Source organism: Metabacillus sp. SLBN-84, assembly GCF_053629595.1.
Window position 1 is genome coordinate 1,117,148 of record NZ_JBRJIP010000001.1, and the last position, 18,666, is coordinate 1,135,813.

General features: G+C 45.7%; 16 protein-coding genes. 13 read left to right on the forward strand and 3 right to left on the reverse strand.

What is annotated here, in order from left to right; all coding sequences use genetic code 11:
* The first annotated feature begins 484 nt into the window (after positions 1-484).
* Positions 485-1,126 (forward strand): tRNA (guanosine(46)-N7)-methyltransferase TrmB, encoded by a 642-nt coding sequence (gene trmB / locus RKD52_RS05500; RefSeq protein WP_454098970.1) that lies wholly within the window; start codon positions 485-487, stop codon positions 1,124-1,126.
* A gap of 56 nt (positions 1,127-1,182) precedes the next feature.
* A complete protein-coding gene (locus RKD52_RS05505; RefSeq protein ID WP_454098971.1) occupies positions 1,183-2,031 on the forward strand; it encodes a YtnP family quorum-quenching lactonase in 849 nt (282 codons plus the stop codon).
* A gap of 40 nt (positions 2,032-2,071) precedes the next feature.
* Here the strand turns inward: RKD52_RS05505 and RKD52_RS05510 are convergent, their stop codons facing one another.
* Positions 2,072-2,383: a PepSY domain-containing protein gene (locus tag RKD52_RS05510; protein WP_282033127.1), complete on the reverse strand. Its 312-nt coding sequence runs from the start codon at positions 2,381-2,383 to the stop codon at positions 2,072-2,074.
* Positions 2,384-3,168: 785 nt separating this feature from the next.
* Here RKD52_RS05510 and RKD52_RS05515 point away from each other — a divergent pair.
* The 7 genes from RKD52_RS05515 to murC all read left to right on the forward strand — a co-directional run bounded on the left by RKD52_RS05515 (position 3,169) and on the right by murC (position 11,628).
* Positions 3,169-4,242 carry a M42 family metallopeptidase gene (locus RKD52_RS05515; RefSeq protein ID WP_454098972.1) on the forward strand — a complete coding sequence of 358 codons (1,074 nt, stop codon included), beginning with the start codon at positions 3,169-3,171 and terminating at the stop codon, positions 4,240-4,242.
* Positions 4,243-4,323: 81 nt separating this feature from the next.
* Positions 4,324-4,848 carry a DUF84 family protein gene (locus tag RKD52_RS05520; RefSeq protein WP_454098973.1) on the forward strand — a complete coding sequence of 175 codons (525 nt, stop codon included), beginning with the start codon at positions 4,324-4,326 and terminating at the stop codon, positions 4,846-4,848.
* A gap of 176 nt (positions 4,849-5,024) precedes the next feature.
* Positions 5,025-5,531 carry a hypothetical protein gene (locus RKD52_RS05525; RefSeq protein WP_454098974.1) on the forward strand — a complete coding sequence of 169 codons (507 nt, stop codon included), beginning with the start codon at positions 5,025-5,027 and terminating at the stop codon, positions 5,529-5,531.
* A gap of 139 nt (positions 5,532-5,670) precedes the next feature.
* On the forward strand, positions 5,671-5,985 hold the full coding sequence (locus RKD52_RS05530) for a thioredoxin family protein (protein WP_454098975.1): 315 nt from the start codon (positions 5,671-5,673) through the stop codon (positions 5,983-5,985).
* Between the two features lie 21 nt (positions 5,986-6,006).
* Entirely contained in the window at positions 6,007-6,822 is an 816-nt protein-coding gene (locus tag RKD52_RS05535) for a DUF1444 domain-containing protein (protein WP_454098976.1), read from the forward strand.
* Positions 6,823-7,057: 235 nt separating this feature from the next.
* Positions 7,058-9,919: a DNA translocase FtsK gene (locus tag RKD52_RS05540; protein ID WP_454098977.1), complete on the forward strand. Its 2,862-nt coding sequence runs from the start codon at positions 7,058-7,060 to the stop codon at positions 9,917-9,919.
* Positions 9,920-10,329: 410 nt separating this feature from the next.
* The gene (gene murC / locus RKD52_RS05545; protein WP_369734586.1) at positions 10,330-11,628 is read left to right on the forward strand and encodes a UDP-N-acetylmuramate--L-alanine ligase; all 1,299 of its coding nucleotides are present in this window, start codon (positions 10,330-10,332) and stop codon (positions 11,626-11,628) included.
* A 213-nt stretch (positions 11,629-11,841) separates the two neighbouring features.
* Here the strand turns inward: murC and RKD52_RS05550 are convergent, their stop codons facing one another.
* Positions 11,842-12,957, reverse strand: a complete 1,116-nt coding sequence (locus tag RKD52_RS05550) for an aminopeptidase (protein WP_454098978.1) — start codon at positions 12,955-12,957, stop codon at positions 11,842-11,844.
* A gap of 216 nt (positions 12,958-13,173) precedes the next feature.
* Here RKD52_RS05550 and RKD52_RS05555 point away from each other — a divergent pair, with 216 nt between their 5' ends.
* The 3 genes from RKD52_RS05555 (at position 13,174) to ytxJ (ending at position 14,594) form a co-directional block, all read left to right on the forward strand.
* A complete protein-coding gene (locus RKD52_RS05555; RefSeq protein WP_454098979.1) occupies positions 13,174-13,617 on the forward strand; it encodes a DUF948 domain-containing protein in 444 nt (147 codons plus the stop codon).
* Between the two features lie 46 nt (positions 13,618-13,663).
* A complete protein-coding gene (locus RKD52_RS05560; RefSeq protein WP_454098980.1) occupies positions 13,664-14,161 on the forward strand; it encodes a YtxH domain-containing protein in 498 nt (165 codons plus the stop codon).
* Positions 14,162-14,264: 103 nt separating this feature from the next.
* Entirely contained in the window at positions 14,265-14,594 is a 330-nt protein-coding gene (gene ytxJ, locus RKD52_RS05565) for a bacillithiol system redox-active protein YtxJ (protein WP_454098981.1), read from the forward strand.
* Between the two features lie 535 nt (positions 14,595-15,129).
* On the opposite strand, the gene RKD52_RS05570 is transcribed toward ytxJ, so the two are convergent.
* Positions 15,130-17,250 (reverse strand): cell division FtsA domain-containing protein, encoded by a 2,121-nt coding sequence (locus RKD52_RS05570; RefSeq protein WP_454098982.1) that lies wholly within the window; start codon positions 17,248-17,250, stop codon positions 15,130-15,132.
* 324 nt (positions 17,251-17,574) lie between these two features.
* Between RKD52_RS05570 and RKD52_RS05575 the strand changes: the two genes are divergently transcribed.
* Positions 17,575-18,651, forward strand: a complete 1,077-nt coding sequence (locus tag RKD52_RS05575) for a bifunctional 3-deoxy-7-phosphoheptulonate synthase/chorismate mutase (protein ID WP_029278965.1) — start codon at positions 17,575-17,577, stop codon at positions 18,649-18,651.
* The last annotated feature ends 15 nt before the right edge of the window (positions 18,652-18,666 follow it).

Here is an 18,666-nt window from a genome sequence, read left to right on the forward strand (position 1 = left end):
CCGCATGTATTGCAGCCGGTTCCACGGGGAGCCGGCTGTTTTTTTGATTTTGTAGCTAAGAAGGTGGCGCCGCGGGGCCGATGGGAATGCGGGAAGTGGCGTTACTAAGCGTGGTGGTGCCATAAAGAGTCTGGTGAGAAAGTGAGAAGTGGCGTTACTGAGCGTAGTGGTGCCACAAAGAGGTTGTTGGGAAAGTGAGAAGTGGCGTTACTGAGCGTAGTGGTGCCACAAAGAGGTTGATGAGAAAGTGAGAAATGGCGTTACTGGGCGGAGTAGTGCCACAAAGAGTCTGGTGAGAAAATAAAAAGTGGCGTCACTGGGCGTAGTGGTGCCATTATGATCACTGCTGCTGCATAAAAAATGCCGGCACAATTGCACTGACCTTTTTCACAAATTCTGTTAATCAAACCACCAGATTTTCTTGCACCCAGGACCGTTTCGTGATACCCTTTTATCCGACATTACATGGACAGAGGTGTGCTTGATGCGACAGCGAAACAAGCCCTGGGCAAATGACTACATTGCCGGGCATTCACATATTGCAATACAGAATCCTAAAGAACATAGAGGAAAATGGAACAAGCTTTTTGGAAACGAAAATCCAATTCATATCGAAGTGGGTACAGGTAAAGGCCAGTTCGTAACAGGAATGGCAAAAGCAAACCCTGATATTAACTATATCGGGATTGAATTATCTGAGAGCGTCATTGTCGCAGCCCTTCAAAAAGCGGTTGAATCAGAGTGCAAAAACCTATTTCTCCTCAATGAAAACGCCGAAGACCTGACAGAGCTCTTTGCAGAAGGAGAAATTGACAGAGTCTACCTGAATTTTTCTGATCCTTGGCCAAAAACAAGGCATGCAAAGCGGAGACTGACCTACAAAACCTTCTTGAAAAGATACCAGGATATTCTGGTGGAAGAGGGCGAAATTCACTTTAAAACAGATAATCAGGGACTATTCGAATATTCGCTGCGAAGCTTTTCAGAATACGGCCTGCTGCTGACTTTTGTAAGCCTCGACCTTCACAGAAGTGAGTTTGAAGGCAACATTATGACTGAATACGAAGAAAAATTCTCAAATAAAGGCCAGCGGATCTACCGCTCGGAAGTAAAATTCAGAAAGTAGCCCAGGATATCAATCCCGGGCTTTTTTTTGGTATGATGGAGGAGGAGGGGATGTAAATGGAAAGGTTAACAATTGGGGAAACAACTTTAACTTGGCTTGACGGGGGAGTGACTTACCTTGACGGCGGTGCGATGTTTGGCGTCGTTCCAAAGCCGCTTTGGTCAAAGAAATATCCTGTCAACGAGCTTAATCAAATTGAATTGCGGACAGATCCCATTCTGGTCCAGAAGAACGGGGTAAATCTTCTGATCGACAGCGGTATCGGATCAGGCAGGCTGACAGATAAGCAGAAAAGAAATTTCGGTGTAACAGCTGAATCAAATGTTGAGGATTCGCTCAATGAGCTTGGGCTAAAACCTGAAGATATTGATTTTGTTCTGATGACGCATCTTCATTTTGATCATGTTTCAGGCCTCACAAAACGTGAGGGAGAGGAACTTGCATCTGTTTTTCCAAAGGCTAAAATTGTCACTTCTCTTACGGAATGGAATGAAATGAAAGAGCCGAATATACGGTCTGCGAATACATACTGGAAAGATAACTGGACGGCCATTGAACAGCAGGTAGAAGCCTTTGATGAGTCATCAGAGGTTGTGCCCGGCATCACGATGTTCCACACCGGAGGGCACAGCAACGGCCACAGCGTGATAAAAATTGAAGACGGCGGGGAAACGGTCCTTCATATGGCAGATCTGATGCCTACACATGCGCACAGCAATCCGCTCTGGGTCCTCGCTTATGATGATTATCCGATGACGTCGATTGAACAGAAGCAAAAATGGCTCGGACTTGCTGCTGATCAAAATACGTGGATCTCTTTTTATCATGATGCGTTTTACCGCGCAATCAAGTGGAACAGTCAGCGGGAGATAACAGAAAAGGTTGAGCGGGTTCGTCCGCTGTAAAAGAAAAGGCATGGGGTGCGCACCCCATGCCTTTTGTGTATTATGCAATTTGTTCAACATGCAGGATATTTCCGTTTGTAGCGTCTACAAAAGCTTCGTACTGTTCAAGATCCGAACCTGCCATCCGTGTAACGCCGGCCTTGTAGATGCTGTAGGTTTCCCCTTGATTGATAAAGGATTCACGAACCGTATAAATCCATGAACCATTAATAGGGCCTTTCTCTTTAAACGCGTTCTTCACAGCCGTCAGTGCTTTTTCAGAAGAAATATAAGCCGGCTTCAATTGATCCCTGAAAAGATATGCAGCGGCCAGGCCAATCCCGATTCCTATCAGTACTTTTCTGCCATTCATCACAATCTCCTCCATCCTGTACACGATGATTTAAGTATACAGAAAATGCCTTCTGTTGTTAAGCAGGAGGGTGGAGAGAAATGATTATGGCTGGGCTGATAGCGGCACAAACTCTGATTTGTGAACAAGGGAAAGTGTTCTTGACCGGGGTTAGCAGCACAAACGTTGGCTGGTTTATGGGGGAAAGTGTTCTTGACCGGTGTTAGCAGCACAAACGTTGGTTGGTTTACGGGGGAAAGTGTTCTTAACTGGGGTTAGCAGCACAAACGTTGGTTGGGTTACGAGGGAAAGTGTTCTTAACTGGTGTTAGCAGCACAAACGTTGGTTGGATTACGATGGAAAGTGTTCTTAACCGGTGTTAGCAGCACAAACGTTGGTTGGTTTACGAGGGAAAGTGTTCTTAACCGGGGTTAGCAACATAAACTCTGGTTGGCGTTTAAGGGGAAGTGTTCTTAAACGGGCGATTCCGCTTTTCGCATTGTCCAGCTCCGCCTCCCAGCCCTTCCGTCAGAACAAAATCCCCCAAAAAGTCAAACCCGGACTTTTCGGGTGATTTCTTTTCTGCCTGTCAGGGCTAAACGGTCGGCTCCGCTTTTCTTATTGTCCAGCTCCATCGCCCAGCCCTTCCGTCAGAACAAAATCGCCAAAAAAGTCAAAACCGGACTTTTCGGGTGATTTCTTATCTGACTCCCGGAGCTAACCAGGCGATTCCGCTTTTCTTTAGTAGCACGAACGATAAATCTTCTGTAAAATGGAAGTATACATATGTAAAGGGGATATGATGGATGAATCAAGAGACGTTAGAGCTTTTTAAGACATTGACGGAGCTCCCGGGTGCGCCGGGGAATGAGCATGCTGTACGAAAGTTTATGCGTTCTGAGCTCACCAAGTATTCAGATGAGATCATTCAGGACCGTCTCGGCAGTATTTTCGGGGTGAAGCGGGGCAGCGAGGAAGGTCCGAGGATTATGGTTGCGGGCCACATGGATGAAGTGGGTTTCATGGTGACGGGTGTTACGAAAAACGGCATGCTGCGTTTTCAGACGCTTGGAGGCTGGTGGAGCCAGGTGCTGCTTGCGCAGCGTGTTGAGGTCATGACGGATGCGGGACCTGTTCCGGGAGTGATCGGTTCCATTCCGCCACACTTGCTCAGCGAAGACCAGCGCAATAAACCGATGCAAATCAAGAATATGCTGATTGATATCGGTGCAGATTCTGATGAGGATGCGAAAGCACTTGGCATTAGACCGGGGCAGCAGATTCTTCCAATCTGTCCATTTACGCCGATGGCCAATCCGAAAAAAATTATGGCAAAGGCGTGGGATAACCGCTACGGCTGCGGTTTATCGATTGAACTTTTGAAAGAGCTGAAAGATGTTACCCTTCCGAATACGCTTTATTCCGGAGCGACTGTACAGGAAGAAGTTGGTTTAAGGGGTGCGCAGACAGCTGCGAACATGATTCGTCCGGATCTTTTCTTTGCGCTTGATGCGAGTCCTGCAAACGACATGAGCGGAGCAAAGCATGAATTCGGCCAGCTTGGTAAAGGTGCGCTTCTTCGCATTCTTGACCGGACGATGGTCACTCACAGAGGAATGCGCGAATTTGTTCTTGATACGGCCGAATCAAACAATATTCCGTATCAGTACTTTGTTTCTCAAGGCGGTACAGATGCAGGACGAGTGCATACATCAAATGACGGTGTGCCATCTGCAGTCGTGGGCATTTGCTCGCGCTACATTCATACGGCAGCGTCCATTGTGCACATTGATGATTACGCTGCGGCAAAGGAACTGATTGTGAAGCTTGTGAAAGCATGTGACCAGTCGACAGTGACTTCGATTAAACAAAACTCATAAAAAAAGGCGTTTCCGCCAGATTATTTTGCGCATTTTGCTTCGGTTTGCCGGAGCCATGCGCTTTTTTAAAGGAGATCAATCATGAAGGTTGCCATCGGGACACTGAATCCGGCAAAAGTGAATGCTGTAAAAGAGTGCCTGGACCAGCTAGGCTCTTTTACATTAAGCAGTACGAGTGTTTCATCAGGTGTTGCTGACCAGCCGTTTTCTGATGAAGAAACGATCCGCGGAGCTGTAAACAGGGCCCTGCGTGCAAGAGAAGAAGAAAATGCTGAAATTGGAATAGGTCTTGAAGGCGGAATGCTCGAGACTGACGAGGGCTTTTTCCTTTGTAATTGGGGAGCGCTGTCAGTGCAGGGAATCGAGCCGATCATAGCAGGCGGAGCAAGAATTCCCCTGCCTGAGGAAATCGGCAGAAAAGTGAAATCAGGTATTGAGCTGAAAATCGTGATGGACGAGTATGCCGGCAAGGAGAATGTCAGCCAAAAAGAAGGCGCCGTCGGCATTTTTACAGGCGGGCTTGTGACAAGGAAAGAGATGTTTAAGCATATTAGCCAGCTTTTAATAGGGCAATATCTTTATCAGACAGAAAGAAGCAGCGAATAAACGCTGCTTCTTTTGCTTGTCCGTACAGTCAACTATTTTCCTGCATTGCTAAAGGCAGATCCTCATACCCTCTTTTTCCGGACATAAAACAAAGCTGTCTTGCTAACTATAAAATGTAAGGGTTATTATAGGGAGGGAATTCTATTTTCCTAGTAATGAAGGAGGAGTTTTCGAGTATGAAAAAACGATTTACAGGGCTATTATTTATTTTATTTTTATTCCTTTTTGGCTGTACGATAAATGATGAAGAGATTCAGACTGCAGCAATAGATCAGACGAAAGCAGCTTTTGAAGCAAAACCGCCTGCAGCCAATGATAAAAGCGGCTCTATCAGCTATTATTTGCCTGAAGGCTATCAAGCAGAAGCTGGGAAAACAAATAATGTCATTTTTAATAAAGGAGACCAGCAGTACATTCTCTTTGTGAATGAAAATGAGAAAGAGACAAGCTCTTTTTTCTATGATACTCTTCTTGAGCAATACAAAGATCCACTTGTAAATGAAACGTTTGAGGACAAGGGCCGCTTTGGCTACATTCTGGTGGATAAACTGAAAGCGGACGACGAGTATGAAGTATCAGCAGGCATTGGCGGAGTGAAAATGACGACGCAGACTAAAAGCCGGGAAGTCGCAGATGCGGCAGAACAAATGATGAAAATAATTTCTTCTGTTTCATTTGAATGAAAAACAGGCCTCTTTCAGACAGAAAGAGGTCTTCTTTTTTACAGCCGGGCGTTTTCTGATAAGTCCCTACAGTGGCAACAGGGACCAGGGTTTGGTATGATTCGGGTGGATAGAATTAGTTCATGTTGGAGGGTTAATAATGGAAAAATTACAATCAATGCAGCAGTATAACGAAGTCATTCAGCAGGAGCGGGTCATTTTAATGTTTTCCGCTGACTGGTGCCCGGACTGCCGGTTTCTCGACCCGATTTTGCCAGAGCTGCAGGAAGAAAACAGCAGCTTTACGTTTTATTATGTAGACCGAGACGAATTTATTGATTTGTGTGCAGATCTTGGCGTTTTTGGTATTCCAAGCTTTGTTGCTTTTCATAAAGGCGCGGAAACAGGCCGTTATGTGAATAAAGACAGAAAAACGAAAGAACAGATTCAGGAATTCATTAATGGACTTTCCTGAGACAGAAGGGAAGATTCTGGGATGAAAATGACTTCAAGAAAAATGGCTGAAACGATTAAAGACCGTTTGAGCCATAAAACATGGTCCACCCGGTTTGACAGGGAAAAAGATCAGCTCCGTGTTGAAGATGATGAGACGAAAAAAGGACTGACGATTTCGCTTCCGGGTATTATTGCGAAATGGGAAGAGAAAAAAGATACGGCTGTTGATGAGCTTGTGTACTATATTGAAGAAGCACTTACCGTTATGAATCATGAACAGGAATTGACCGGCAAAGAAAAAGGGATCTTTCCGGTTATCAGATCCACATCTTTTCCTGAAGAGTCGTCAGACGGAGTCAAGCTGATTTTTGAAGAGCATACTGCGGAAACAAGAATCTATTATGCCCTTGATTTAGGAAAATCATATCGTCTGATTGATGAGAAGATGATGGAGCGTGAGAACTGGACGTTCAGCAAGCTGAAAGAGATGGCCAGATTTAATCTCAGGTCGCTTGATACGAGCGTAAAAGAAGATCATGTCGCAGGAAATGTTTTTTATTTTCTTAATGCAAACGACGGATATGATGCGAGCCGCCTGCTGAATGAATCAATTCTTGATTCGTTTCATAAGAAAGCGGAGGGAACAATGGCCGTCGCCGTTCCCCATCAGGATGTTCTGATCATAGCAGATGTGCGCAACGATACGGGCTACGATATTCTCGGGCAAATGGCGATGAGCTTTTTTGCTAGCGGCAGAGTGCCGATTACGGCTTTGTCCTTCTTGTATGAAAACCGCGAGCTTGAACCTGTTTTTATTCTTGCGAAGAACCGTGCAAAAAAGGAAGAACAGGACTGAATAGCCAAACTGGAAAATTTGTCCGCTGACTCCCATAAAAAAGCGGCTGATACCGTACCATTTATAAAAATGTGAAACGTCACTGGAGATTTTTTCTAGTGGCTTTTTCCGTTTGCGGGGAACAGAATTTCCCTGTCTCTCTTGAAAATGAAATGGTCATTTATCTGAAAAAGATGCGATTACCTGATACAATAGAGGGGTAAGAAAGAAGAAACATTTGAAAGAGTGGTATGCAATGAGTTGGTTTTCAAAAATGATCAATTATTTTACTGGTGAAACAGAAGAAGATAAGCAATTGGAAAAAAGATCAGCCGAAAGCAGGCAAGTACCTGAACAGCTTCCGCCTGTACATAATGCACCGGCTCAAATCAAGCAGCCGGCTGCCAATACGAAAAATGCAGATGCAAAAATCGCCTATCAGTACCCGAAAGGGAATTTTAAATTTCCGGTCATACCCGACCAGCAGAACAGCCGTACAGAACCAAGAAGAAGACCTGCTGCAAAACCGGAAAGGAAAGCTCCCGCTGCAGCAAAAAAGCCGGCAGGGCAAGCTTTGAAAAAAACAGACAGCAAGCCTGTTAAAAAAACGTTCAGTCCGACAGAAATTCCTTCTCCGATTTACGGATACAGATCAAGAGACAACCAGGGTCCGTTTAACAGCCGTGTCAGTCAGGACGGCGGACGGGAAGCGGGGACAACGATGTTCCAAAGCTACCAGCAGGAAGCGAAAGCTGCAGAGTCTGTCATTTCAAGGCTCCATCAGCAGAATCATGAAATGCTGAGAAAAGAAGCAGACCGGTTAAAGGCACATTCCGGGTCTATCCCTGAAGGAGACGCATCACAGGACCGCCCTGTCATTCCTGAGGTTTACAGAAAAAATGATGTGTCAGCTTTGCAAAAACACCAAAATCATAAACCTGAAACGTTTTCTTTCGGTTATCGCAAGGAAGAGGAAAAACAGGATCTGCGTCCTTCTGATCAAGTGAGTGAACAGCCCCAAAGCTTCAAAGAGTCAGCAGCTTCTCTGGCAATGGAAGAGTCAGAACATGAAACACAGTCTGATGTCATTCGTCCTGCAGATCGAGTGAATGAGCAGTCTTCAGCCTTTAAAGAAACAGCTCCTGCTCTATCAATGGAAGAAGAAGTGCCCGAACTGCATGAGCCATCCCAGTCAGGGCAGCCTGAAGAGCCCCATGAGACTGCAGCGTCACTTGAAACAATTCCTGCGCTGGAAACAGAACGGGCATCTGAAGTAGAAGAAACAGCTGTACAAGAATTAGAATCTGTGCCAGAAATGACATCTCAACCAGAAGCAGCATATGAACAGGAAGTTTTTGATGAGCAAGAATTAGAAATTGAGCCAGAATTAGAATTTGAACCCGAATTAAATTCTGAACCAGAAGTAAAATCTGAACCGGAAGCAGGAGAACGCCGGCGCCCTGCCTCGCTTTTCCAGGATGTGCAGAATTTAAACGTCCATGAAGAAAACAAATCTTCGCAGAACCCGCAGCAGGAGGCTGACATAGATCCTTCCGAAGGAACTAAGCCTGAAGCGGGAGAAGTCAAGGAGCAAGCAAGCAGCGGGAACAGGAGGTCAACGGTTCCATTCAATGTGATGATGTTCGGGCGCGATAAGCAAAAAGCGCAAAGAAATCAGAGCGTGCCTGGAGGCTCTGCTTATGCGTTCCCGTCTCTCCAGCTTCTAAACATTCCTCCGAAGGAAATTGTAGATGATACGGAATGGCTGAGAGAGCAGACACAGCTGCTGAATATGACACTTGAGAATTTCAACGTCAAAGCAAAAGTTGTTCACGTGACACAGGGACCGGCCGTAACACGTCTTGAGGTCCAGCCGGAGCCGGGTGTGAAAGTCAACAAAATTACGAATCTGACAGATGACATAAAGCTTAGTCTTTCTGCCAAGGATATCCGCATTGAAGCGCCGATACCAGGGAAGAACCGGATTGGCATTGAGGTGCCGAACAGACACAGCAAAATGGTTTACCTGAGAGAAATTCTGAGAAGTCCCGACTTCTTAAACAGCCAGTCGCCGCTTACAGCAGCTCTTGGACTGGATATATCCGGCCAGGCTGTTGTGACCGATTTGAAAAAGATGCCTCACGGACTGATTGCTGGTGCAACCGGCTCAGGAAAAAGCGTCTGCATCAATACGATACTCGTGAGCCTGCTGTATAAAGCTTCACCGCATGAAGTGAAGCTGATGCTGATCGACCCTAAAATGGTGGAGCTTGCTCCGTATCAGAATGTTCCCCATTTAGTCAGCCCGGTCATCACAGATGTGAAAGCCGCCACGGGTGCGCTGAAATGGGCAGTAGAGGAAATGGAACGCAGATATGAACTGTTTGCCCATGCAGGAGCAAGGGATATTTCACGCTACAATGAGCTTGCAGCCAAGCACAATTCAGGTGAACATATGCCTTACTTGGTGATTGTGATTGATGAGCTGGCAGATTTAATGATGGCTGCGCCTGCCGATGTGGAAGAATCCATCTGCAGAATTGCCCAGAAAGCTAGAGCCTGCGGCATCCATCTGATTGTTGCTACTCAAAGACCGTCCGTTGATGTAATTACGGGTCTGATCAAGTCAAATATTCCGACAAGAATTGCCTTCTCGGTTTCCTCCCAAGTAGACTCCCGCACGATTCTTGATGCAGCCGGTGCAGAAAAGCTGCTTGGCAAAGGGGACATGCTGTTCCTTGAAAACGGAACATCTAAGGCAGTCAGACTGCAGGGGAACTTTGTGTCGGATGAAGAAATTGAGCGGGTAGTGGGCCATGTCAGAAATCAAATGAAGCCGGTCTTTTTGTTCGAACAGGAAGAATTAATGAAAAAATCAAGCATTGAGAATGATGAGGATGAGCTGCTTTTAGAAGCATGTGAATACATTGTCGATCAGGGAGGAGCTTCCACCTCCAGTCTGCAGAGAAGATTCAGAATCGGCTATAACCGCGCCGCCAGATTAATGGATATGATGGAAAAGCAGGGCATTATTTCGGAGGCAAGGGGAAGCAAGCCCCGTGAAGTGCTGATTACAGAGCAGGACCTTGAAAGTATGCAGGAAAGAAGTGTTTACTGATTCATTTGAAAAGAAGATAATATTTTCAGGGTGAGAAGGTATTATCTTCCTCAATTGGGAAAACTGTTTCTATACAGTTTCCCTCTTTTTCTGCTGTGAAAAACAAATCCCTGAAATCAGGGCAAATTCTTTGAGGGAAAGCCATCAGGGGGCGCAGCGGCCGAATGAGAGCGCGCCATTTTGATTAAGCACTTGCCAAGTTCAAGGATATCGTTTAAGATGCATTGGGCAGGAAAAAATACGATTTGTTTTCATCATTCTTAAAAGCGATGCAGAGAATCTGCAGAATGCAGAATGCTGCAGTCCTGCAATTAAAATACATAACCGCTATCTTATGCAGCCTCCGGTTGCACATTGGGTTAAGAATCATATAATGTCAAACAGATAGACGTTTGTTGGAGGTTCTATTTATGACTGTTTACCATTTTGTTGGAATAAAAGGGACTGGAATGAGCGCCCTGGCACAGATTCTTCATGACATGAACTATGAGGTTCAGGGATCTGACATTGAAAAGCCAATCTTTACACAAAAAGCATTAGAACAGCGCGGAATTAATATTTTTCCATTTTCAAAAGAGAATATCCATCAAGGACTGACGATTATAGCCGGAAATGCGTTTCCGGACACACACCCGGAAATCGAAGAAGCAAAAAACCTTGGTCTTGAGATCATCCGCTATCACATTTTCCTGGGTCAATTTATGGAGAAGTTCACAAGTGTAGGCGTAACGGGAGCACACGGCAAAACGTCTACAACCGGTTTGCTCGCTCATGTGATGCAGGGTGCAAAGCCTACTTCCTTCCTCATAGGAGACGGAACAGGCAGAGGAATGGAAGGAAGCGAATACTTTGTTTTTGAAGCGTGCGAGTACCGCAGGCATTTCCTTTCCTACTATCCTGATTACGCAATCATGACCAATATTGACTTTGATCATCCCGACTACTTCAGCAGCATTGATGACGTTTTTAAAGCGTTCCAGGAAATGGCCATGCAAGTGAAAAAAGGGATTATCGCATGCGGTGATGATGAGCACCTTCAGCATATCCAGGCTAATGTTCCTGTCGTGTACTACGGATTCAGCGAAGAAAACGACTTTCAGGCACGCAATGTCGTCAAATCAACGGATGGAACAAGCTTTGATGTGTTTGTCCGAAACACATTCTATGCTTCATTTAAAATTCCTACGTTCGGAGACCACAGTGTGCTGAATGCTCTTTCTGTCATTGCCATTTGCCACTATGAAGAAATCGATGCAGAGGTCATTCAGGCGCAGCTTCAAACATTTGAAGGCGTAAAGCGCCGGTTCAACGAGAAAAAAATCGGCAATCAGGTTCTGATTGATGACTATGCTCATCATCCGACTGAAATCACTGCAACGATTGATGCAGCCAGACAAAAATATCCGGACCGTGAAATCGTGGCTGTTTTCCAGCCGCATACATTTACCCGCACACAGTCGTTTCTTGATGAATTTGCAGACAGCCTGAAGAAAGCGGATATGGTTTACCTCTGCGATATTTTCGGCTCTGCCCGGGAAAACATCGGAAAGCTGTCGATTCAGGATCTATTGAATAAAATTGATTCAGCAGCCCTGATTGATGAAGAAGAAACTGGCGTCCTTAAAAAGCACGAAGGCGGCGTTCTCGTGTTCATGGGAGCAGGAGACATTCAGAAATATCAGCGTGCCTACGAAAATGAATTAGGTTAAAAAAAGCATGAGCCACGGCTCATGCTTTTTTGTGTGTTTAATGAAATTTTAATGAATAAAAGGGTGTGCACGAAATAATAAAGTTATCCTCGTCCAGCTCCAGCGCCTAGATCCTCTGTCAGAACAAATCCGTCAAAAAAGTCAAACCCGGACTTTTTCGCCGGATTCTTATCTGACTATCGGATCTGACCAAGGCGCTTGCGCTTTTGTTATTTACTTCAGATTTTCAGGGTTCAGCCCTTTTAGCTCATCAATCACAAAGACGCCGTCTTTTCTGATGAGGACACCGTCAAAGTACATTTCTCCGCCGCCGTATTCAGGGCGCTGGATGTTGACCATGTCCCAGTGGATATTGGAGTGGTTGCCGTTAAATGCATCATCATAGCATTGTCCCGGAGTAAAGTGGAAGCTGCCGTCAATCTTTTCATCAAACAGAATATCCTGCATCGGATGCTGGATGTACGGGTTGACGCCAATGGCGAACTCGCCGATATATCTTGCTCCTTCATCTGTGTCAAAAATACTGTTGATGCGTTCTGTGTCGTTTGATTCGGCTTCAACAATTTTGCCGTCTTTAAACGTTAGTTTTACATTTTCAAACGTGAAGCCGTTGTATGGTGAAGGAGTGTTATACGTAATGGTTCCATTGACAGAATCACGGACCGGCGCCGTATAAACCTCTCCGTCCGGAATGTTCATTTCTCCTGCACATTTAACAGCAGGTATGTCTTTTATGGAAAAAACGAGATCAGTTCCGGGACCTGTAATTCTCACTTCATCCGTTCGGTTCATCAGATGGACGAGCGAATCCATTGCCTGATCCATTTTGCCGTAGTCGAGATTGCAGACATCAAAGTAGAAGTCTTCAAATGCTTCCGTGCTCATTTTCGCAAGCTGGGCCATAGAAGCGTTAGGATAGCGGAGGACAACCCATCTTGTTTTCGGGACGCGGATATCACGGTGAACCTTTTTGCCGACAGTCCGGCTCTGCAGCTTCATCTGAGCATCAGGCACATCTGCATGCTCATTAATGTTGTCACCTGAACGAAGCCCGATATAAGCATCCATTTTGCTCATCACATTTGCTTCAAAATCGGCCATCATGCTGTATTGTTCTTCCTGTCCTCCCATGAGAAGGGCACGGTCCACCTGCTGATCCTTGAGGGATACAAACGGATATCCTCCTGCAGCGTAGGCTTCTTGAACAAGAGCCGTAACGAGCTCTCTTTGCAGACCGAAATTTTCAATAAGTACTTTCTCGCCTTTTTTCAGTTTAACTGAATAATTGATCAGGTTTTTGGCGAGTGTTTGAATGCGGGGATCTTTCATTTTTCTTCCTCCTATGTAAACAAATAACCGGCACAGCCTTTATTGTAACCGATGTTTTAAAAAAGAGTTAAAATTTTTAGTGAAAATTGAAAAACTCGGTCATAATAGGAGAGGAATCCGGTGTGTTTTGTAGAATACTAGGTGTATGAAAAATTCATGTTTATGATTTGTTTCTTAAGGGAAACAGTTACTATCGCTTATTTGGAGGTGCTGAAGTTGGAAATTATTTTATACTTAGCTGTTGCACTCATTGCAATTGCATTCACAGTTCTTGTCGTGTTCCTGTCGAAAACGCTGAAGGCGCTGTCGGCTACTTTGAACAATGTAGCAGGCACACTGGAAGGCCTTGAAAAGCAGGTGCAGGGTATTACCCTTGAAACGACTCAATTGCTGCATAAGACCAATGCTTTGGCAGAAGACATTCAGGAGAAATCCGAAAAACTGAATACAGTTGTATCCGCTGTTCAGGGTGTCGGATCATCCCTGCAGAACTTCAATGATTCTGTTCAAAAGGTAGCCGTTTCTGTCGGCACAAACCTTGAGAAAAACCAGGATAAAATCAATCAGGTCGTCCAGTGGAGCAACGTCGCCATGGATGTCTGGAACAAATGGAAGCTCAAAAAAGAAGTTCGAGAACAGCAGAAGTACCCGACTATATGAACCCGTTTCAAAAATATAGAAGAATCACAATAGGGAGGAATTTATCATGAGCAAAGATGGAATCAACAGTAAAGATTTTTTGATCGGAACACTTGTTGGAGGGATTGTGGGTGCAACAACCGCCCTTTTCCTTGCGCCAAAATCAGGTAAAGAACTTCGTGATAATATTGGAGAACAGGCTGTCATTGTAAAAGAAAAAACAGGTAAAATCACAAACGACGCCCTTGAAAAAGGCAACGAGTTTGCTGCTATTGCAAAAGAAAAATCAGCCACCCTTTCACAGGCTGTGACTGACCAGTCTTCACAGATCATGAGCAAAGTGCGTGATCTAAAAGCATCCAAACAGCAAAACGACGAGCAGACAGAAGACGAAATCAGACTTGCTCCTGAAGCATCCGATGAGCCTCAGCTGAATGCGGAAGTACAATCGCCGGTAAGCCCGGCAGCGGCTCCAACTGCCGGAACAGCGCCACATTCAGAAGAGCTTAAAAAACAAGTGAACAAAGAGATTGAGGAAGCGAAAAAAGAAGAAATCAATAAGTAAGCTTCCTGAAATAGAAAAAACAATCGGCAGCTTAAAGCCGATTGTTTTTATTTTGTCATTTATTCGTATAAAATGTAGGTAAAACCAGTGGAGGCCTAAAATCATGCCAAAAGTAAAAATTGATACAGTAGAAGACTTCCAGAAAATCACCGAGCAGGAAGGTGTATTCCTGTTTTTTAAAAACAGCTTGACGTGCCCGATTGCCCAGGCCGCCTTTTCTGAGTTCTCCGCGTTTACAGAAGGGAACGATTCCATTCCCGCCTATTACTTGAATGTGCAGGAAGCAAGACCACTTTCCAACTATATTGCCGAAACATACGGAATCAGGCACGAATCGCCACAGGCTCTTCTGTTCAAGGACAAGCAGGTTGTCTGGAACGAATCACACTGGAAAATCACAGCAGACTCTCTCAAGCAGGCTGCAGGAAACTAACATAAGAAAAGCAAGAAAAGCGGAGCCGAAAGTCGGCTCCGCTTTTCTAATTGTCCAGCTCCGCCTCCTAGCTCCTCCGTCAGAACAAAATCCCCCAAAAAGTCAAGACCGGACTTTTCGGGTGATTTCTTTTCTGCCTGTCGGAGCTGAACAGTCGGTTCCGCTTTTCGTGTTGTCCAGCTCCGCCTCCCAACCCTTCCGTCAGAACAAAATCCCCGAAAAAGTCAAGACCGGACTTTTCCGGTGATTTCTTTTCTGCCTGTCAGGGCTAAACGGGAGGCTCCGCTTTTCGTGTTGTCCAGCTCCATCGCTCAACTCCTCTGTCAGAACAGAATCGTCGGTAAAGGCAAAAAGCGCCTTTTCCGCCGATTCCTTATCTGACTCCCGGAGCTAAACGAGCGATTCCGCTTTTCTTGTTGTCCAGCTCCGCCTCCCAGCCCTTCCGTCAGAACAAAATCCCCGTAAAAGTCAAACCCGGACTTTTCCGGTGATTTCTTTTCTGCCTGTCAGGGCTAAACGGGAGGCTCCACTTTTCTTACATCCACCTAATACTCAACCGATCCCCCGGAGAGAGCTCTTCATGGAAACTTGTTTCCTGTTCATTTTTCAGCAGGAGGAAGCGCTTGTTCGTCTGAGCGGGGAATGTGACGTCCACAGCTTTGAACACGTCCTGGAAGATGAAGGAGCCTGCCTGCTGTTTTTGAATTTTTAAGTCATCGCCGCTTCGTATTTCATCTGATAAGGACAGCAGGTTTCCTCCTCTGTATACGTGGAGGAGCATTTTCTTAATGACAGTCGGCTCTTGATTATAGAAAATGGTGATGGATTCATAGGCATCCATTTCAAGAGCAGAAAGCACCTGGCCCAGAGTTGGCCTTTTTTTGCGGACGGCAGCTATCTGATCCCATTCTTTGAACGAGGAATCCGGGTGTGCTTTTTCATGGTTTATCGTGATCTTTCCTGAAAATGCGTCCAGATGGACTAATCGTCCGTCAACAGACAGGCAGAAGGGCGTGCATCTTGACGCGTCCTGGAAAAGGTCCATGACTTTGTCCGGGAAGGTATAAGTAATCACATCCCTGTCAGCGACCGGGTCATTGGGGTCAGCCGGTGTTCCATTTTTTAAGAGCTTCGCCTGCACTGCGACTTGCTCGCCGTTTAAAATGATTTTCTTCTCCGGTACAACATCAATCAAATCTGAAATGACGACAGGGAGGGAGTGGCCGTCCTTCCCTTTTTGAATCGTTATTTCATCCCCGTTCTGAAGTTCTTCATCTACTGAACAGCGCCTGCCGTTTTTGCAGATGACCGGTGCTTCGCCGTAGGTGCCGGGAACGGTCACAGAGCGGCCGTTGATCGAAACAAAATAGGCAAGTCCGGGTTTGCCGTAGTAGCCTGACAGCTGAATGCCGGTTGACAGCAGGCTGTCAGAGACGGTCCGCTTTTTCATCTGAAGAAGTCTCACTTTCTGTCCATTGACACTGACACTCACATAATGAATCGGATTGATGCTTGAAGTAATCGCGATGCCGATCGGTGTCACAAGCTCCGGTCCTTTTCCTAAGCTCTCTGAAAGATGAAGCTGCTGAATCGCTTCGATCCCTCTAATGGCAATGCGGTCTTCAGGCAGCGACAATTGCTCTGCAAGCAGGCCGGGCAGTCCCGGAGTCAAGCTGCCTCCCCCGATCAGCATGACAGCTTTTGGAGGCTTTCCGCTGTTGAGCGAGAGGATTTCTTCTTTGATTAATTTCGCAAGATGGGAAGCGGCGGGCTGTATGGAAGCAGCCGCTGCCTCTTTTGATACGCTTTTCTCATAGCCGAGGATATCCTTAAAACGGATGATCTGTGATGTATTAAGTTCTCTTTTCACACGTTCTGCTTCATGAAAATCAAGCAAGTATTCGTCTGAAACAGCTTCTGTAATCGCATCTCCTGCTGCGGGCACCATTCCGTAAGCGGTAACCGTGCCTTCACTTGTTATGGCAATGTCAGATGTGCCTGCCCCAATATCAACCAGAGCCACATTGAGCCTTCTCATTGATGCCGGTATCAGCACATTAATGGCAGCGATCGGTTCCAGCGTCATGGCAAGCATTTCTAAGTTTGCTCTTTTTAAAGCGGCCAGGAGAGACTCTGTTACAACCTTAGGCAGAAAGGTAGCAATTATTTCGGCAGATGCGGTGTGACCCTGCTGGTCGAGCAGGCTGCCGATCTCCTGCTGATCAAGCTTATAGGAAATAACAGAGTAGCCCACGCAGTCATAGCCTGCCATGCCGGTTTCTTTCAGGGCGATTTCCTGCTGGGCAAGCTGAACGGCCATTAATTCCAGCTGGGAGACTGCCTCAGCTTCCAGAATCGGTTTTCCTGTTATATCAATGGATGCTTCTGCACGAAGGGTTTTAAGCGCTCTTCCTGCTGCGGCAACGCAGACTTTCGTCAGAGGTCCATGTTTTTTTTCAAGCTTTTCTTTCACGGACACAATGACTCTGGCCACAGCTTGAATATCGTGGATTTGTCCGTCGAGCATTGAGCGCTCATTATGTTCTTCCATGACGGCATCAATGACTTCAAACACGCCGCTGCGCCGAGAGAGAAGCAGTCCCACGACTGAACGCGTGCCGATATCGAGTGCGAATGTATGGTCAGCTGCTTTCATGAACAGCACCTCTTTCATTTATTCTTATCTAGTTTATCGGCTGATTTCGAAAAAACATCAGCTGTGCGTCATACAGACTCCTGAAAAAGACAGCAAAAACAATCGCCGAAACGCTTTATTGCTTAAAAGCGTTTAAATGTTAAAGAAAAATGCGTGACAACAGGATTGTTTTTGTATATAATTATCACTAATTACAAAAGAAAATGATTACTATTTTCTTTTCAGTGCATAATGCATCTGCTTTGAATACGGCCAGATGCTTGAATAAGATGCATGTACAAGCCGGTTTGCCGGTTTCTATAAAAACGGGAAAGGATGAGTCAGATGAGTAACGCCGAGTTAGAAGCATTGCGAGAGAGAGCAGAAGAGATTAATCTGCAGATTTTACAGCTGATTAATGAGCGAGGAAAGTTAGTACAGGATATTGGTAAAGCCAAGGAAGCGCAGGGCGTTAATCGATATGATCCTGTCCGTGAACGAAGAATGCTTAATAAACTGAAAGAAAACAATGACGGGCCTTTCGAGGATTCCACCATTCAGCATATATTCAAAGAAATCTTTAAAGCGAGTCTTGAGCTTCAGGAAGACGACCACCGCAAAGCCCTTCTTGTTTCACGCAAAAAGAAACCTGAAGATACGATTGTGGATGTAAAAGGAGTTAAAATCGGAGACGGCAGCCAGGTGCTGATTGCCGGTCCATGCGCAGTTGAAAGCTATGAGCAGGTTGCTGCTGTTGCAGAAGAAGCCAAAAAACAGGGTGTACGCCTGCTTCGCGGCGGTGCCTTCAAACCCCGCACAAGTCCTTACGATTTCCAGGGTCTTGGTGTAGAAGGCCTGAAAATACTGAAACGCGTTGCCGATGAGTACGATATGGCTGTCATCAGTGAAATCGTCAACCCGGCAGATATCGAGATCGCGATTCAATACATTGATGTCATTCAGATCGGTGCACGCAACATGCAGAACTTTGAGCTGCTGAAAGCTGCCGGCGCCGTTAATAAGCCTGTGCTCCTGAAGCGCGGTCTTGCGGCAACCCTTGATGAATTTGTAAATGCTGCCGAGTACATCATTTCACAGGGAAATGATCAGATCATCCTGTGTGAACGCGGCATCAGAACGTACGAAACAGCAACACGCAACACGCTTGATATTTCAGCGGTTCCTATTTTAAAACAGGAAACGCACTTGCCGGTACTTGTGGATGTGACGCATTCAACAGGACGCCGCGATTTGCTTATTCCATGTGCAAAAGCTGCACTTGCAATCGGAGCAGACGGCGTAATGGCAGAGGTTCATCCGGACCCGGCGGTTGCACTGTCAGATTCGGCCCAGCAGATGGATTTCGATCAGTTTGCTGATTTCATGAATGAAATTAAACCTTTAATTAAAGTTAAAGCATAAAACCTGTTCAGGGTG

What these genes read in the sequence shown, in the direction of transcription:
- trmB (WP_454098970.1), top strand. Translation starts at nt 485, where the DNA reads ATGCGACAGCGAAACAAGCCCTGGGCAAATGACTACATTGCCGGGCAT.
- RKD52_RS05505 (WP_454098971.1), top strand. Translation starts at nt 1,183, where the DNA reads ATGGAAAGGTTAACAATTGGGGAAACAACTTTAACTTGGCTTGACGGG.
- RKD52_RS05510 (WP_282033127.1), bottom strand. Translation starts at nt 2,383, where the DNA reads ATGAATGGCAGAAAAGTACTGATAGGAATCGGGATTGGCCTGGCCGCT.
- RKD52_RS05515 (WP_454098972.1), top strand. Translation starts at nt 3,169, where the DNA reads ATGAATCAAGAGACGTTAGAGCTTTTTAAGACATTGACGGAGCTCCCG.
- RKD52_RS05520 (WP_454098973.1), top strand. Translation starts at nt 4,324, where the DNA reads ATGAAGGTTGCCATCGGGACACTGAATCCGGCAAAAGTGAATGCTGTA.
- RKD52_RS05525 (WP_454098974.1), top strand. Translation starts at nt 5,025, where the DNA reads ATGAAAAAACGATTTACAGGGCTATTATTTATTTTATTTTTATTCCTT.
- RKD52_RS05530 (WP_454098975.1), top strand. Translation starts at nt 5,671, where the DNA reads ATGGAAAAATTACAATCAATGCAGCAGTATAACGAAGTCATTCAGCAG.
- RKD52_RS05535 (WP_454098976.1), top strand. Translation starts at nt 6,007, where the DNA reads ATGAAAATGACTTCAAGAAAAATGGCTGAAACGATTAAAGACCGTTTG.
- RKD52_RS05540 (WP_454098977.1), top strand. Translation starts at nt 7,058, where the DNA reads ATGAGTTGGTTTTCAAAAATGATCAATTATTTTACTGGTGAAACAGAA.
- murC (WP_369734586.1), top strand. Translation starts at nt 10,330, where the DNA reads ATGACTGTTTACCATTTTGTTGGAATAAAAGGGACTGGAATGAGCGCC.
- RKD52_RS05550 (WP_454098978.1), bottom strand. Translation starts at nt 12,957, where the DNA reads ATGAAAGATCCCCGCATTCAAACACTCGCCAAAAACCTGATCAATTAT.
- RKD52_RS05560 (WP_454098980.1), top strand. Translation starts at nt 13,664, where the DNA reads ATGAGCAAAGATGGAATCAACAGTAAAGATTTTTTGATCGGAACACTT.
- ytxJ (WP_454098981.1), top strand. Translation starts at nt 14,265, where the DNA reads ATGCCAAAAGTAAAAATTGATACAGTAGAAGACTTCCAGAAAATCACC.
- RKD52_RS05570 (WP_454098982.1), bottom strand. Translation starts at nt 17,250, where the DNA reads ATGAAAGCAGCTGACCATACATTCGCACTCGATATCGGCACGCGTTCA.
- RKD52_RS05575 (WP_029278965.1), top strand. Translation starts at nt 17,575, where the DNA reads ATGAGTAACGCCGAGTTAGAAGCATTGCGAGAGAGAGCAGAAGAGATT.